Source organism: uncultured Serinicoccus sp. (genome assembly GCF_947500995.1).
Lineage (GTDB): Bacteria > Actinomycetota > Actinomycetes > Actinomycetales > Dermatophilaceae > Ornithinicoccus.
In genome coordinates this window covers 59,084-72,774 of sequence record NZ_CANMUA010000006.1, presented here as the reverse complement: position 1 = coordinate 72,774, position 13,691 = coordinate 59,084, and the positions used below count along the sequence as shown (strand labels likewise).

14 protein-coding genes and 1 tRNA gene are annotated in these 13,691 nt (G+C 73.1%); 9 read left to right on the top strand and 6 right to left on the bottom strand.

Going from position 1 to position 13,691, the window contains the following annotated elements; genetic code table 11:
* Nucleotides 1-34: 34 nt before the first annotated feature.
* The gene (gene htpX / locus Q0967_RS10390; RefSeq protein ID WP_298751582.1) at nucleotides 35-907 is read left to right on the top strand and encodes a zinc metalloprotease HtpX; all 873 of its coding nucleotides are present in this window, start codon (nucleotides 35-37) and stop codon (nucleotides 905-907) included.
* 33 nt (nucleotides 908-940) lie between these two features.
* On the opposite strand, the gene folP is transcribed toward htpX, so the two are convergent.
* The 4 genes from folP to Q0967_RS10370 all read right to left on the bottom strand — a co-directional run bounded on the left by folP (nucleotide 941) and on the right by Q0967_RS10370 (nucleotide 4,190).
* Complete coding sequence (gene folP / locus Q0967_RS10385) at nucleotides 941-1,894, bottom strand: dihydropteroate synthase (RefSeq protein WP_298751584.1); 954 nt, start codon at nucleotides 1,892-1,894, stop codon at nucleotides 941-943.
* Between the two features lie 25 nt (nucleotides 1,895-1,919).
* Nucleotides 1,920-3,314, bottom strand: a complete 1,395-nt coding sequence (locus Q0967_RS10380) for a hypothetical protein (RefSeq protein WP_298751586.1) — start codon at nucleotides 3,312-3,314, stop codon at nucleotides 1,920-1,922.
* 61 nt (nucleotides 3,315-3,375) lie between these two features.
* Nucleotides 3,376-3,924, bottom strand: coding sequence for an RNA polymerase sigma factor (locus tag Q0967_RS10375; protein ID WP_298751588.1), 549 nt, complete (start codon nucleotides 3,922-3,924; stop codon nucleotides 3,376-3,378).
* 180 nt (nucleotides 3,925-4,104) lie between these two features.
* Nucleotides 4,105-4,190: transfer RNA gene (locus Q0967_RS10370), tRNA-Tyr, on the bottom strand.
* Nucleotides 4,191-4,286: 96 nt separating this feature from the next.
* On the opposite strand from Q0967_RS10370, the gene Q0967_RS10365 reads away from it, so the two are divergent.
* Nucleotides 4,287-4,784 (top strand): YajQ family cyclic di-GMP-binding protein, encoded by a 498-nt coding sequence (locus Q0967_RS10365; RefSeq protein ID WP_298751590.1) that lies wholly within the window; start codon nucleotides 4,287-4,289, stop codon nucleotides 4,782-4,784.
* Nucleotides 4,785-4,796: 12 nt separating this feature from the next.
* Here Q0967_RS10365 and Q0967_RS10360 read toward each other — a convergent pair whose 3' ends face one another.
* On the bottom strand, nucleotides 4,797-6,314 hold the full coding sequence (locus tag Q0967_RS10360) for an MFS transporter (RefSeq protein WP_298751593.1): 1,518 nt from the start codon (nucleotides 6,312-6,314) through the stop codon (nucleotides 4,797-4,799).
* Nucleotides 6,315-6,365: 51 nt separating this feature from the next.
* Between Q0967_RS10360 and Q0967_RS10355 the strand changes: the two genes are divergently transcribed.
* From Q0967_RS10355 to Q0967_RS10325, 7 genes are all read left to right on the top strand, one after another.
* A complete protein-coding gene (locus Q0967_RS10355) occupies nucleotides 6,366-6,896 on the top strand; it encodes a TetR/AcrR family transcriptional regulator (protein WP_298751595.1) in 531 nt (176 codons plus the stop codon).
* 60 nt (nucleotides 6,897-6,956) lie between these two features.
* A complete protein-coding gene (locus tag Q0967_RS10350) occupies nucleotides 6,957-8,297 on the top strand; it encodes an MFS transporter (protein ID WP_298751597.1) in 1,341 nt (446 codons plus the stop codon).
* Nucleotides 8,298-8,500: 203 nt separating this feature from the next.
* Complete coding sequence (rocD, locus tag Q0967_RS10345) at nucleotides 8,501-9,721, top strand: ornithine--oxo-acid transaminase (protein ID WP_298751599.1); 1,221 nt, start codon at nucleotides 8,501-8,503, stop codon at nucleotides 9,719-9,721.
* A 212-nt stretch (nucleotides 9,722-9,933) separates the two neighbouring features.
* The gene (locus Q0967_RS10340) at nucleotides 9,934-10,623 is read left to right on the top strand and encodes a YdcF family protein (RefSeq protein WP_298751601.1); all 690 of its coding nucleotides are present in this window, start codon (nucleotides 9,934-9,936) and stop codon (nucleotides 10,621-10,623) included.
* 141 nt (nucleotides 10,624-10,764) lie between these two features.
* Nucleotides 10,765-11,142 (top strand): GntR family transcriptional regulator, encoded by a 378-nt coding sequence (locus Q0967_RS10335; protein WP_298751603.1) that lies wholly within the window; start codon nucleotides 10,765-10,767, stop codon nucleotides 11,140-11,142.
* Complete coding sequence (locus Q0967_RS10330; RefSeq protein WP_298751605.1) at nucleotides 11,142-12,047, top strand: ABC transporter ATP-binding protein; 906 nt, start codon at nucleotides 11,142-11,144, stop codon at nucleotides 12,045-12,047. The genes Q0967_RS10335 and Q0967_RS10330 overlap by 1 nt, the downstream gene beginning before the upstream one ends.
* Nucleotides 12,044-12,727, top strand: a complete 684-nt coding sequence (locus Q0967_RS10325) for a hypothetical protein (RefSeq protein ID WP_298751607.1) — start codon at nucleotides 12,044-12,046, stop codon at nucleotides 12,725-12,727. Before Q0967_RS10330 ends, Q0967_RS10325 begins: the two co-directional genes overlap by 4 nt.
* Here the strand turns inward: Q0967_RS10325 and Q0967_RS10320 are convergent.
* Nucleotides 12,697-13,671, bottom strand: a complete 975-nt coding sequence (locus Q0967_RS10320) for a YafY family protein (RefSeq protein WP_298751609.1) — start codon at nucleotides 13,669-13,671, stop codon at nucleotides 12,697-12,699. The two genes, Q0967_RS10325 and Q0967_RS10320, sit on opposite strands and share 31 nt — an antisense overlap.
* Between the last annotated feature and the right edge of the window lie 20 nt (nucleotides 13,672-13,691).

The following is a 13,691-nucleotide window of genomic DNA, read 5'->3' as shown; positions in this document are numbered from 1 at the left end:
GAACACCGGCACGACGCCTCGTCGTTGAGCGAGCATGAACCGGCACTACAACGGGCTGAAGACCACGCTGCTCTTCGGCGCCATCTGGGCGATCTTCCTCGGCATGGGCGCGATCATCGGGAACGGCCGGTTCATCTGGCTGTTCGGCCTCCTCGCGATCGGGACGACGTTCTACAGCTACTGGAACTCCGACAAGCTGGCCATCAAGGCCATGCGGGCGCAGCCGGTGACCCGGGAGCAGCAGCCGCAGATGTACCGCATCGTCGAGGAGCTCTCCGAGCGGGCGCGCAAGCCGATGCCCCGGCTCTACGTCAGCCCCACCGCGGCGCCCAACGCCTTCGCGACCGGCCGCAACCCGGACAACGCCGCGGTCTGCTGCACCGAGGGCATCCTGCACCTGCTCGACGAGCGCGAGCTGCGCGGCGTCCTGGGGCACGAGCTCATGCACGTCTACAACCGCGACATCCTCACCAGCTCGGTGGCGGCCGGCATCGCCGGCGTCATCACCTCGGTCGCCCAGATGGCGTTCTTCTTCGGGGGCAGCAGGGAGAACGGCGGCAACCCCATCGCCATGCTCGCCATGGCGCTCCTGGCGCCGTTCGCGGCGACCGTCGTGCAGCTGGCGATCAGCCGGACCCGCGAGTACGACGCGGACGAGGACGGCGCCCAGCTCACCGGCGACCCGCTCGCCCTCGCCTCGGCCCTGCGCAAGCTCGAGGCCGGCACGGCCCGGGCCCCGCTGCCGCCAGAGCGACAGCTGGTCAACGCCAGCCACATGATGATCGCCAACCCGTTCCGGGCCAAGGACGCCGGCAAGATGTTCGCCACCCACCCGCCGATGGGCCAGCGCATCGCCCGCCTGGAGAAGATGGCGCAGGGCAACCAGCCCGGCATCGAGCGTCTCTGACGCACCGGCGTCGACCCAGGGGTGTGGCCGCGCTCAGGGCGTGCGCCCGGCGGCGCCGGCCCCCGGCTCGCCCCTGACGGCGCGGGCCGGAGGACGGTCCCCGCGGATGCTGGCGACCATGTCGACCGCGCGCCGGGTGGCCCGCACGTCGTGCGCCCGGAAGACGCCCGCCCCGAGCCAGGCCGCCACCGCGGTCGCCGCGAGGTTGCCCTCGAGCCGGTCCTGCGGCTCGAGGTCCAGGGTCTCCCCGACGACGTCCTTGCGGGAGAGTGCCTGCAGCACCGGGTAGCCCAGGCTCGCGACGTCCGCGGTGTGCCGCAGCGTGACCAGCGAGTGCCGGGTGGTCTTGCCGAAGTCGACCGTCGGGTCGACGAGGACCCGCTCCGGCGGGATCCCTGCCCCGACCGCGACCCGGGCGCCCCGGGCGAGCACGTCGAGCACGTCGCGGACCACGGCGAGCTCGTCGCCCTGCCCGTCGGCATACACCACGTCGACCGGGTCGGTCCTCGGCGGCAACCCCCCGGTGTGCGAGACGACGACCCCGGCACCCAGCCCGGCCGCCACGTGCACGAGCTCCGGGTCGTGCCCGGCCCACGTGTCGTTGACCAGGTCCACCACCCCCGCGCACGCCCGGGCCACCTCGCTGCGCCACGTGTCGACGGAGAGCACCAGGTCGGGGTAGGCCTGCCGTGCCGCCTCGAGCACCGGGACCACGCGGTCGATCTCCTCGGCGACGCCGACGTGCTCACCCTCCTGGCCAGCGCGGACGCCGCCGACGTCGACGATGTCGGCACCCTGCGCGACGGCCTCGTGCACGGCGGCCATCGCGTCCTCCAGGGCGGCGTGCCGGTTGCCCGCCCAGAAGGAGTCGCGCGTCCGGTTGACGACGGCCATGACACCCGGGTGGCCGGCGTCCAGGGCCCGCCCGCGCAGCACCAGGGCCGGCGGGCGGGGGAGGGAGACCGGACGGACCACGGGCGGGCTCATGCCCGCCATCGTCCCACCCGTCGGCTCACTCCCAGGCGACCCAGTCGATCGCCTCGTCGGCCACCGCCATGACCGGGTAGCTCATCCCGTCGTCGGTGGTGAGCTCCCAGGTCGGCACCTCCATGCTGCCGGACTGGGTGTAGATCGTCCCCTGGACCAGGGTGGCCCCGGTGACCTCCTTGTCCTTGAGGAGCAGGGGCAGGTCCATCCCGTCGGTGACCGCCGGGCTGTCCGGGATCTCCGGCTCGACGAAGGTCAGCACCTCGTCCCCCTCCGGCGCCTCGTCGAGGTCCTCGGGCAGCTGCACGCCGTACTCCATCGAGAACTCCCGCAGCCCGTAGCGCTGGACCGCCTCCACCGGCGAGATGACGGGGTAGTCGCCGATCGAGACCATCTCGCCCAGCCCCGCGTAGGCGTCGACGACCCCCGCCGGGCCGACGGTCAGGGTCATGTGCCGCGGCCCGTAGGCCCCGCCCTCCGGGGCGGCCTCGACGTACACGGTGCTCGAGCCCTCGTCGTGGTAGTCCTGCACCCGGAAGTCGTAGCCGTCGGTCGGGACGCCGGCCAGGGTGAGGAAGTCCTGCGCCGCGCCGAGGGCCTGCTCGTCGGTCGGCCGCTCTCCGCCGACCTCCCGGCAGTCCTGCGCGGTCGGCAGCGGCGTGTCCGCGCCGAAGGTGCCCTCCCAGAAGTCCTCGAGCATCTCCCGCTCCTCCGCGTAGCCCAGCTCGAGGGTCTCCCGGCAGTCGGGGGAGGAGAAGACGTCGGTGTAGCTGACGTGCAGCCCGCCGCCCTCGGTCGAGGCCATGATCATCCGCCCGGTCTCCGCCTCAGCCACGCCGACGTTGTCCTCGGGGAGGAACTCGACGTCGGTCGGGATGGGCGCGCCCTGGATCCCCAGGGTCCGGGCCCAGTCGTCGACGAACGCCTGCGGGTCCTCCTCGCTGCGCAGCACGCGCACCGGCGCGGTGGTCCGCTCGGCGGAGAGGCCGGCGCCCGCCACGAGCCGGACCGGGCCGGGGTCGTAGGGCTCGGCGGCGCCCTCGGCCGAGGAGCTGCCCGTGGAGAAGGACTGTCCGGCCAGCTCGGCGCCCAGGCCCGCGTCGATGCCGGCGCCGGCGGGGGAGAGCAGCGAGTCCTGCCCGGCCACGAGCAGGGTGCCGCTGCCGCGCTGGGTGCCCAGGGCATACCCCCCTGCACCGATGGCGAGCGCGGCGATGCACGCCGCGGCCACCCAGGGAGCCCGGATCGCCGGCCCGCGGAGCAGGTCGTCGTCGACCCGGTCGGCCCGCTCGGCGCTCTGGCTCGCGGGCGCCTTGTGCGCCACGAGGGAGCGCAGGCGGTGCAGGTCGGGGTGGGACCCGGTGGCCGGGTCGCTGGCCTGCAGGCGGTGCAGGGCCTCGTCGCCGTGGTGCTGGACCATGAGGGTCTCCTTCGAGCGGTGGTGCCGGGGTGGTGCGGTGGTGCCGGGCGGGCCCGGGATGTCAGTGGTCGTGCTCCCAGGCCTCGCGCAGCCGGGCCCTGGCCCGGGAGAGCGCGGCGGCGGCCCCGCCCCGGGTGAGCCCGAGGGCCTGGGCCAGGCCCTCGCCGTCCAGCCCCTCCCAGGCGTGCAGCATGAGGATGCCCCGGTCGCGGGAGCTGAGCCGGGAGAGGGCGCGGCGCATCTCGTCGTCGGCCATGACCAGGTCGGCCGGGTCGACGCTGCGCATGTGCTGGTCGGCGGCGTCCTCCTCGCCGGAGTAGTCGGACAGCAGCGTGAGGGTCGGCTTGCGGCGGTGGTTGGCCAGCACGTAGGACGCGGTGCGGTAGAGCCAGGGCAGCTCGTACTCGGCCGGGATGCGGTCGCGGCGCCGCCAGGCGGTCGCGAAGACCTCGGCGGTGAGGTCCTCGACGTCGTTGCCGGTGGCCCTGCGGACGAAGTACCGGTGGATCTGCGTCGCGTGCTGGGCGAAGAACCCGTCGAACCACGCCGTGTCCCGGGCGCTCCCGGACCCGCCCTGGTGCGGGCCGGTCCCGGCGAGGCGTAGGGCCATCGGTCCTCCTGCGGTCTGGGGCCGGGCCCTGTCGACCCGTCCACCTGCACTATGTCGACGAGGGCCGGGCTGTTGCAGCAGCCGCGCCGGGTCGTGCGGGCCGGCCGCCGGAACGGCATACCGGGGCCTGGCGGGGGGGTGAACGAAGGACGGGCACCGGTCTCCCGGTGCCCGTCCTCGTGGTGGCAGGTGCAGGATTCGAACCTGCGTAGGCATACGCCGACGGATTTACAGTCCGCTTCCATTGGCCGCTCGGACAACCTGCCAGTGCGCGATGCGCGGGTGTCATGCTAACAGTGATGCCCCGGTGCTCCGAACTCGTCCAGGAGGCGCCGGACCGCCCCGACACAGGAGGTATGCCCATGGCCGACTCGTCCTTCGACATCGTCAGCAAGGTCGATCACCAGGAGGTCGCCAACGCCGTGAACCAGGCGGCCAAGGAGATCTCCACCCGCTACGACTTCCGCAACGTCGGCGCCCGGGTGGAGCTCGCCGGCGAGAGCATCTCGATGGCGGCCAACAGCGAGGAGCGGTGCAAGGCGGTCCTCGACGTGCTGCAGACCAAGCTGGTCAAGCGTGGGGTGTCGCTCAAGCACCTCGACTACACGCACGACGGCGAGCCCTACGCGTCCGGCAAGGAGTACCGCCTCGAGGCGGCGCTCAAGAGCGGCATCTCCAGCGAGAACGCCAAGAAGATCGCCAAGATCATCCGCGAGGAGGGTCCCAAGGCGGTGAAGAGCCAGATCCAGGGCGACGAGCTGCGGGTCACCTCCAAGTCCCGCGACGACCTGCAGGCCGTCCAGCGGTTGCTCAAGGAGAAGGACCTCGACGTGGCCCTGCAGTTCACCAACTACCGGTAGCCCGGGGGCCGGTCAGCTCTCGGCCCGGCGCAGCGTGGTCCAGGCGACCACCGCGGCCACCGCCACGAGCACGGCGCCCGCCGTGCTCGTGACCCCGACCCCGGCGTCGAAGGCGGAGCGCGCCGCCTCGAGCAGGTGCGGGTCGCCCGTCCGCTCGGCGGCGGCGGCCGCGCCGCCCAGGGTCTCGCGCGCGGCCGAGGCGGCCTCCGCGTCGGTCCCGGCGGGGACGCGGAGCGAGGACCGGTAGACGGCCGTCAGCACCCCGCCGAGCACCGTGGTGCCCAGCACGGCACCGAACTCGTAGGCGGTCTCGCTCACCGCCGAGGCGGCACCGGCCTTCGCCGGGGGCACGGCCGTGAGGATCTGGTCGTTCGAGATCGTCTCCGCCGCGCCGATGCCCACCCCGAGCAGGGCGAAGGCCAGCGCGATCTGCGGCACGGTCACCCCCTCGCCCCCCACGGCCAGGAGCGCGTAGGCGGCGAACGAGAAGGTGAGCCCGCCCACCACGGCGAGGGCCGGTCGGACGTGTCGAACCACGCGGACCACCAGCAGGCCGCTGGCCACCATGGCCACCACCCCCGGCACCAGGACGAGGGAGGCGTCGAGCGCCGGCATGCCCTCGACGAGCTGCAGGTGCTGGGTGACGAAGAAGAGGAACCCGGTCAGGGCCACGATGCTCAGCAGGTTGACCGCCAGGGCACCGGAGAAGACCGGGACGGCGAAGAGGCCGACGTCGAGCATCGGGTCGACCGTGCGGCGCATGCGGCGCACGAAGAGGACGCCGGCACCCAGTGCCAGGACGAGGGCGAGGACCGCGAGGAGGTCCACCCCTCCCACCGCGGCGTGCTTGACCGACCACGCCAGGCCACCCAGGGCGGCCATCGACAGCGCGATGCCGACCGGGTCCACCCGGCCGGGTGCCGGGTCCCGGGACTCCCGGATGAGGAAGGGGCCGAGGACGAGCAGCGGCAGCAGGATGGGCACGGCCACGAGGAAGACGGACCCCCAGGCGAAGTGGGCCAGCAGGATCCCGCCCACCACGGGGCCCAGGGCGGAGCCGACGGAGAAGGCCGTCGCCCAGATGGCGATGGCCAACCGGCGCTGGTCGCGGTCCAGGAACATGGTCCGCAGCAACGACAGCGTGGCCGGCATGAGCGTGGCGCCGAACACGCCCAGGGCCACGCGCGCGAGGAGCAGCAGCTCGGCCGTCGGGGCGAAGGCGGCCAGCGCGGACACCCCGGCGAAGCCCGTGGCGCCGACCAGCAGCGTGCGGCGCCGGCCGACCCGGTCTCCCACCGTGCCCATGGTCACCAGCAGGGTGGCCAGGACCAGCGGGTAGGCGTCGATGAGCCACAGCTGCTGGGCGGCCGTGGGGGAGAGGTCCCGGGCGATCTGCGGGAGGGCGAAGTTGAGCACGGTCGTGTCGATGGACACGAGGAGCACGGGCAGCATGAGGACGGCGAGGCCGGCCCAGTCGCGCCGGGTGGCGCGCGGGGTCGCTGCAGGTGCGGGCAGAGCGGTGGCGGTCACGCCATTACTGTACCGTCTGGACGGTTTAGTGCCAACCCGTAGGATGGGGCCATGTCCAAGGGTGAGCAGACACGGTCGCGTCTCCTCGACGCCTTCCAGGACCTCGTCATCGAGCACGGGGAGCGAGCCGGGACGCTCGCGGCGACGGCCGACCAGGCGGGGGTCTCCAAGGGCGGGCTGCTCTACCACTTCGGCTCCAAGGACGCCCTGGTGCAGGGCCTGGCCGACCGGCTCGAGGTCTTCGGTGCCGCGGAGGAGGAGCGGCTGTCCGGGATGCCCGAGGCCCTGGAGGTCTTCCTGCGCGAGTCGGTCGCCGCCGACCAGCCCCTGGACCGGACCTACCTGGCGCTGCTCAAGCTCGGTCAGCTGGACGAGCACCAGGCGGCCCGGGACGCCCTGGTGCGGCTGGACGACCACTTCCTCGCGGCGCTCACGCAGGCGCTGGGAGACGCCGACCTCGCCTTCCTCGTGCTCCGGGTCAGCGACGGCATCTACGTGCGCACCGCCCTGGGCGGCAGCGGCGTGCTCCCCCCCGACTCGGTGGACCGCATCCTGGCCCTGCTCGCCTCCCTGCCGCGCTGAGGCGGGCCGGCGACCAGGGCGGGTGCGTCGACCGGCGGCCGGGGCATACCATCTATGCTCATGGTGAGCACACAGGTGACCGACCAGTCCCTGCCCACGCGGCCGGAGCGGATGGGCCGCCTGCCCTACACCCGGGCGCACACCCGGGTGCTCCTCGGCTCGGGCACCGGCTGGGCCCTCGACGCCATGGACGTCGGCCTCATCTCCTTCGTCGGGCTGGCGATCGCCACGCAGTGGGACCTCACCCGCACCGAGCAGTCCTGGCTGCTGTCGATCGGCTTCGTCGGCATGGCCCTGGGGGCGACCTTCGGCGGGATGCTCGCCGACCGCTACGGCCGCCGCACGGTGTTCGCGCTCACCCTGCTCGTCTACGGGCTCGCGACGGGTGCGTCGGCGCTCGCGACGGGGCTCGCGGCGCTGCTGGTGCTGCGCTTCCTCGTGGGCATCGGGTTGGGCGCCGAGCTGCCGGTCGCCTCCACGCTGGTCAGCGAGCTGTCCCCGACCCGCATCCGGGGCCGCATGGTGGTCGTCCTGGAGTCGTTCTGGGCGGTGGGCTGGCTCCTGGCGGCGCTCATCGGCTTCTTCGTGGTGCCGCTGGGCGACAACGGCTGGCGCTGGGCCTTCGCGCTCGGTCTCGTCCCCGCGCTCTACGCCGTCGTCATCCGGTGGGGGATGCCCGAGTCGCCGCTCTTCCTCGAGCGACGCGGCCGGGCCGAGGAGGCCGAGGAGGTGGTCCGCGCCTTCGAGGAGTCCGCCGGGGTGCCGCACGAGGAGAGCCGAGCCCTGCCCGAGGCTCCTCCGAGGACCCCCGGCATGCTGTGGTCGGCGTCCTACCGCGTCCGCACGGCCGGCATCTGGGTGGTGTGGTTCTGCGTCAACTTCTCCTACTACGGAGCCTTCATCTGGCTGCCCAGCCTGCTCTACGCCCAGGGTTTCGACCTCGTGCGCTCCTTCGGCTACACCCTGGTCATCACCCTGGCCCAGCTGCCCGGCTACGCCCTCGCCGCCGTCCTCGTCGAGGTGTGGGGCAGGCGGGCCACCCTCGCGACCTTCCTGCTGGGGTCGGCCGCCGCGGCCGTCTGCTTCGGCATGGCGGGCGAGGTCTGGCAGATCATCGCCGCAGGGTGCGCGATGAGCTTCTTCAACCTCGGTGCCTGGGGCGCCCTCTACGCCATCACCCCGGAGATCTACCCCACCAGCGTGCGTGCGTCCGGCGCGGGCGCCGCGGCCGGCTTCGGGCGCATCGCCTCCATCGCGGCCCCGCTGCTCGTGCCGGTCATCCTGGGGGCCTGGGGCAACGCGGCGCTCTTCGCGATCTTCGGCGCGGCGTTCGTCGTCGGCGCGGTGGCGGCCTACCTCCTGCTGCCCGAGCAGGCCGGTGACGCCCTCGAGACCACCTGACCCGCACCGGACGCGCGCTCCGGCCGCACCGGACGCGTGCTCCGGCCGCACCGGACGCGTGCTCCGGCCGCGAGCCGGCTGCGCTGTCGCAGCGGATGCATAGGTATACTGAGGTATGCATGACTACACAGCGTGGTGTTGTCGTGCACCCCGACCCCCGGGCCCTGCCTCCCGGCCCCCGCGCGACCCCTAGGATGACGAGCATGACTGAGCTGTCCACGAACCAGGCCTACATCGACCTCGAGGACCAGGTCGCAGCCCACAACTACAGCCCGCTCCCGGTGGTGGTGGGGCACGCCGAGGGCATCCACGTGACCGACGTCGAGGGCCGCACCTACATCGACGCGCTCTCGGGCTACTCGGCCCTGAACTTCGGGCACCGCCACCCGGGGCTCGTGCAGGCGGCCAAGGACCAGCTGGACCGGTCCACCCTGACCTCGCGCGCCTTCCACAACGACCAGCTCGGCCCGTTCTGCGAGGCGCTGGCCCGACTGGTGAGCAAGGACATGATCCTGCCCATGAACACCGGCGCGGAGGCCGTCGAGACGGCGCTGAAGATCGCCCGCAAGTGGGCCTACCAGGTCAAGGGCGTGCCGGAGGGCCAGGCCGAGATCATCGTCATGGACGGCAACTTCCACGGCCGCACGACCACCATCATCTCCTTCTCCGACGACCCGGAGGCGCACGACCACTACGGTCCCTACACCCCCGGCTTCGTGGCGGTGCCCTACGGCGACCTCGCCGCCGTCGAGGCGGCCATCACCGACAACACCGCCGCGGTGCTGGTCGAGCCGATCCAGGGCGAGCAGGGCGTCATGATCCCCGAGGAGGGCTACCTGCCCGGCCTGCGCGAGCTGTGCACCCGCACCAACGTCCTCATGATCGCCGACGAGATCCAGTCCGGGCTCGGGCGCACCGGAACCTCGCTGGCCTGCGAGTACGAAGGCGTCGAGGCCGACATGTACACCCTCGGCAAGGCCCTCGGTGGCGGCATCGTCCCGGTCTCCGCCGTCGCGGCCGACGCCGAGGTGATGAACGTCATCACCCCCGGCACCCACGGGTCCACCTTCGGCGGCAACCCGCTGGCGGCCGCCGTCGGCAAGGCGGTCGTCGACCTGCTCGCCACCGGCGAGCACCAGGCGCACGCCAAGGAGCTCGAGAGCGTCTTCGCCGAGGAGCTGGGACAGCTGGTCGGCCAGGGCGCCGAGCGGGTGCGCGTGCGCGGGCTCTGGGCCGGCATCGACATCGACCCGGAGCTCATGACCGGCAAGGAGGCGTGCAAGGCGTTGGCCAAGAAGGGCGTCCTGGCCAAGGACACCCACGGCTCGACCATCCGCCTCGCCCCGCCGTTGACGATCACCGAGGACGAGCTGCGCCAGATCACCGACGCGCTGGCCGCCGTGCTGGCCGAGGCCCGCGGCTGAGCGACGCGCTCTCCACCCCGCTCCTCGGGAGCGGGGTCGTCCTCGCCGCGCTGGGGCTCGTCCTGCCCGGTCTGCTGCTGACGTATGCCGCCCGCCGGCTCGCCCGGGGGCGTCGCGGCGGCGACACGACGGGGGCCCTGCTCGGTGGCCCGGCCACGCTGGCCGCCCCGGTCGTCGGGCTCACCCTCCTGGGGACCGCCCCCGACCCGGTCATGGTCGGGCTGGGCGCGGGTCTGCTGCTGCTGGCCGCCTGGCCGGGCTTCGTCCTGCTCGTCCTCCTGGTGGCGCGGTGGCGGCTCTGCCGTCCCGGGACGGCGTCCGGCTGCGGGGCGGTCGTCGTGCTCGGTGCCCCCGTGCCGGACGGCGAGGTGGGGGAGGAGCTCGCGGCGCGGTTGCGGGGCGGGCTGGCGGCACGGGCCGCCCTCGCGGCAGGGTCCGGACACAGCGAGGGGGCCGGCGGGCAGGACGGGGGCCTCGACGAGGACGCACCCGCCCTGCCGCTCGTGCTCACCGGAGGCCGCGGCACCCGGGGTCGCCCCGCCGAGGCCGTCGCGATGGGGCGGTGGGTGCAGGCGGTCGACCCCCGGGCACCGGTCGTCCTCGAGGACCGCGCCACCACGACCGTGGAGAACCTCCGGCTCTCCGCGGCGCTGCTGGGCGCACGGGGTGCGCCGCCCCCCTACGCGGTGGTGACCAGCGCCTACCACGCCCCGCGGACCCGGTGGCTGGTCCGCCGGAACCGGTTGCCGCTCCGGGTGGTGGGGGTGCGGGTGCCGACGGACCCTGCTGCGGCCTACCTGCGGGAGCTGCTCATCGTGCTCAAGCAGGCCGGGTGGGCTCAGGCCGTCGCCGCGGTCGTCGTCCTCGGCGGCGCGCTGCTGGCGGGCCTCGCCGCCCGCTGACCCCCCACTCCCCGGAGCCCGGTCGCCATCGGCGACCCGGTACACGCTCGGACCCGGTCCGGCCTCCCCTCTCCACCGCCCCTTGCCAGCCCACGTGGTTTAGTGGTGTACTAGTCTAGTAACTAACCAAGGAGGTTGCCGGTGATGGAGGAAGGTCGACCGATCTTCGTGCAGATCGCGGAGAGCATCGAGGCCTCGATCGTCGACGGCAGCCTGTCCGAGGAGGAGCGGGCTCCCTCGATCAACGAGCTCGCGGCCTTCCACCGCATCAACCCGGCCACCGCCGCCAAGGGCGTCAACCAGCTCGTCGACGACGGGGTGCTCTACAAGCGGCGCGGCGTCGGGATGTTCGTCGCCGACGGGGCCCGTGCCCGGCTGCTCGCCCGGCGCACCCAGGACTTCGCCGCCGCCTACGTCGACCCCCTGCTCACCGAGGCCCGACGCCTCGGGCTGGGGCCGCAGGACGTGGCCGACATCATCGCCGAGCGCAGTGCCACCACCAGGAAGGAGCCGAGCTGATGAGTTCGGTCATCGAGGTGCAGAACCTCACCAAGAGATATCGCGAGACGACCGCCCTGGACGACGTGTCGTTCTCCATCGAGCAGGACGCGATCTACGGTCTGCTCGGGCGCAACGGCGCCGGCAAGACGACGGCGATGTCCATCCTCACGGCGCAGAACTTCGCGACCTCGGGACAGGTCCGGGTGTTCGGGCAGGCCCCGTTCGAGAACCCGGCGGTGTTGTCCAGGATGTGCTTCGTCCGGGAGAGCCAGAAGTATCCGGACGACGCCACGGGTCGCCACGCCCTGAGGATGGCGCGGCTGTTCTTCCCCCGGTGGGACGAGGACCTCGCCCAGGACCTCGTCGAGGAGTTCGAGCTCCCGGTGAAGCGGCGGATCAAGAAGCTCTCCCGCGGGCAGCTGTCCGCCGTCGGCGTCATCATCGGCCTGGCCTCCCGGGCGGAGGTCACCTTCTTCGACGAGCCCTACCTCGGGCTCGACGCCGTCGCCCGCCAGCTCTTCTACGACCGGCTCCTGCAGGACTACGCCGCGCACCCCAGGACCGTCGTCCTGTCCAGCCACCTCATCGACGAGGTCGCCCCGCTGCTGGAGCGGGTGCTGGTCATCGACCGGGGGCGCATCCTGCTGGACGAGGACACGGATGCGCTGCGGGGCCGGGCCTCCGCCGTCGTGGGGAGCTCGGCCGCCGTCGAGGACTTCGTCGCCGGACGGGAGGTCATCCACACCGAGCGCCTGGGCCGGGTCACCTCGGCCACCGTGCTGGGAGGGCTGTCCGAGCAGGACCGTCAGCGCCTGCGCGAGGCAGACCTCGACGTCGCGCCGGTGTCCCTCCAGCAGCTCGTCGTCCGCCTCGCCCGCCGGGCCGAGGACTCCGCCCCGAAGCACCAGGAGCTCGTGCCATGAACCGCACCCTGTCCGTCGTCCGCCTCCAGCTGGTCAACACGCAGACCTTCGTCTGGGTCCCGCTCCTCGTGCTCGGCGGAGCCTTCCTCGTCACCATGACGATCTTCGCCCTGCTCCCCGTCGAGGGCATCGTGGGCGGCGGGGCACAGGCCCCGATGTGGTACTTCCTCGTCGTGGGCGTGCAGTCGCTCACCCTCACCTTCCCCTTCTCCCAGGCCCTGAGCGTGACCCGCCGCGAGTTCTACCTCGGCACCGTGCTCACCGCCCTGCTGGCCTCGGCGGCGCTGGCCGTGACCTACGTCCTGGGCGGGTTGCTGGAGGAGGCCACCGGTGGGTTCGGCACCGGCAGCGTGTTCTTCCAGGTCCCCGGGGTGTGGTCCGACGGCTGGGCCGTGGCGGGCCTGGTCTACCTCGTCCTGTCCTTCGCCTTCTTCAAGGTCGGGTTCTTCTGCGCCGTGGTGTACAAGCGGTTCGGGACGCTCGTGCTGACGGCCGGGCTCATCGTGCTCGCCCTGCTGGTGCTCGTCGCGCTCTGGGCGATCACGAGGGCGGAGGCCTGGGGCCAGGTCGCCGCCTGGGTCGCCGACGCCGGCGTCCTCGGACTCACGCTGTGGAGCCTGCCGGTCCTGGCGCTCCTGGCGCTGGCGTCCTACGGGCTGCTGCGACGCGCCCTGCCCTGACCGGCGGCGCCGCCGAGCCGGTCGAGCACCGTCCGCAGGTGCTCGACCAGCTCAGGCGGGTCGAGGACCTCCACCTCGGCCCCCAGCATCATCAGCTCGACGACGAGGTAGTCCAACGACTCCCCACCGGTCACGAGCTCGCACCAGCCGTCACCGAGGTCACGGATCTCCCCGGCCAGCGGCGAGACGCGGTCCGCCAGGTCCGTGAGGGGCATCCGCACCCGGGCGGTCGCCACGAAGCGGTAGGGGGAGCGGGTCACCGACCGGGTGATGTACGTCGCAGGGTCGGGGACCTCTCGGACGGCCCCGCGCAGGGTGCCCACCGCGAGCTCGCGGACGCGGTCCAGGCGGAAGCTGCGCCAGTCGTCGCGGTCCAGGTCGAAGGCCAGGAGGTACCAGCGGTAGCTCACGGCGACCAGGCTGGCCGGCTCGATCCGCCGCGTGGACTCCGCACCGTCGCGGGCGACGTACCGCAGCGTCGCCCGCAGCCGGTCTCGGCAGGCGCGTGAGGCCGCCATGAGGATGGCCGGGTCCACCACGGCGGCCGGGCGGCCGACGGTCACCAGGGTGTCGTGGATCGCGGAGACCTGGTCCCGGGCGCGCGCCGGCATCACCTGGTCGAGCTTGGCGAGGATCCGCACGGCGCTGTCCGCCACGCCGGCCACGGTGCCCCCGGCAGCCAGCCGCAGGCACACGGCGATCGCCACCGCCTCGTCCTCGGCGAGCAAGAGCGGGGGCAGCGAGCCCCCGGCACCCAGCTGGTAGCCGCCGCCGGTCCCGCTGCTCGCGCGCACGGGGTAGCCGAGCTCGCGGAGCCGGTCGATGTCGCGCCGGATGCTGCGGGTGGTCACGCCGAGCCGCTCGGCGAGCTCCTCGGAGGTCCACAGCGCGCGGGTCTGGAAGAGTCCCAGCAGCCGCAGCACCCGGGTCGTGGGGTCGGTCATGGCGCCACTGTGCCACGGCC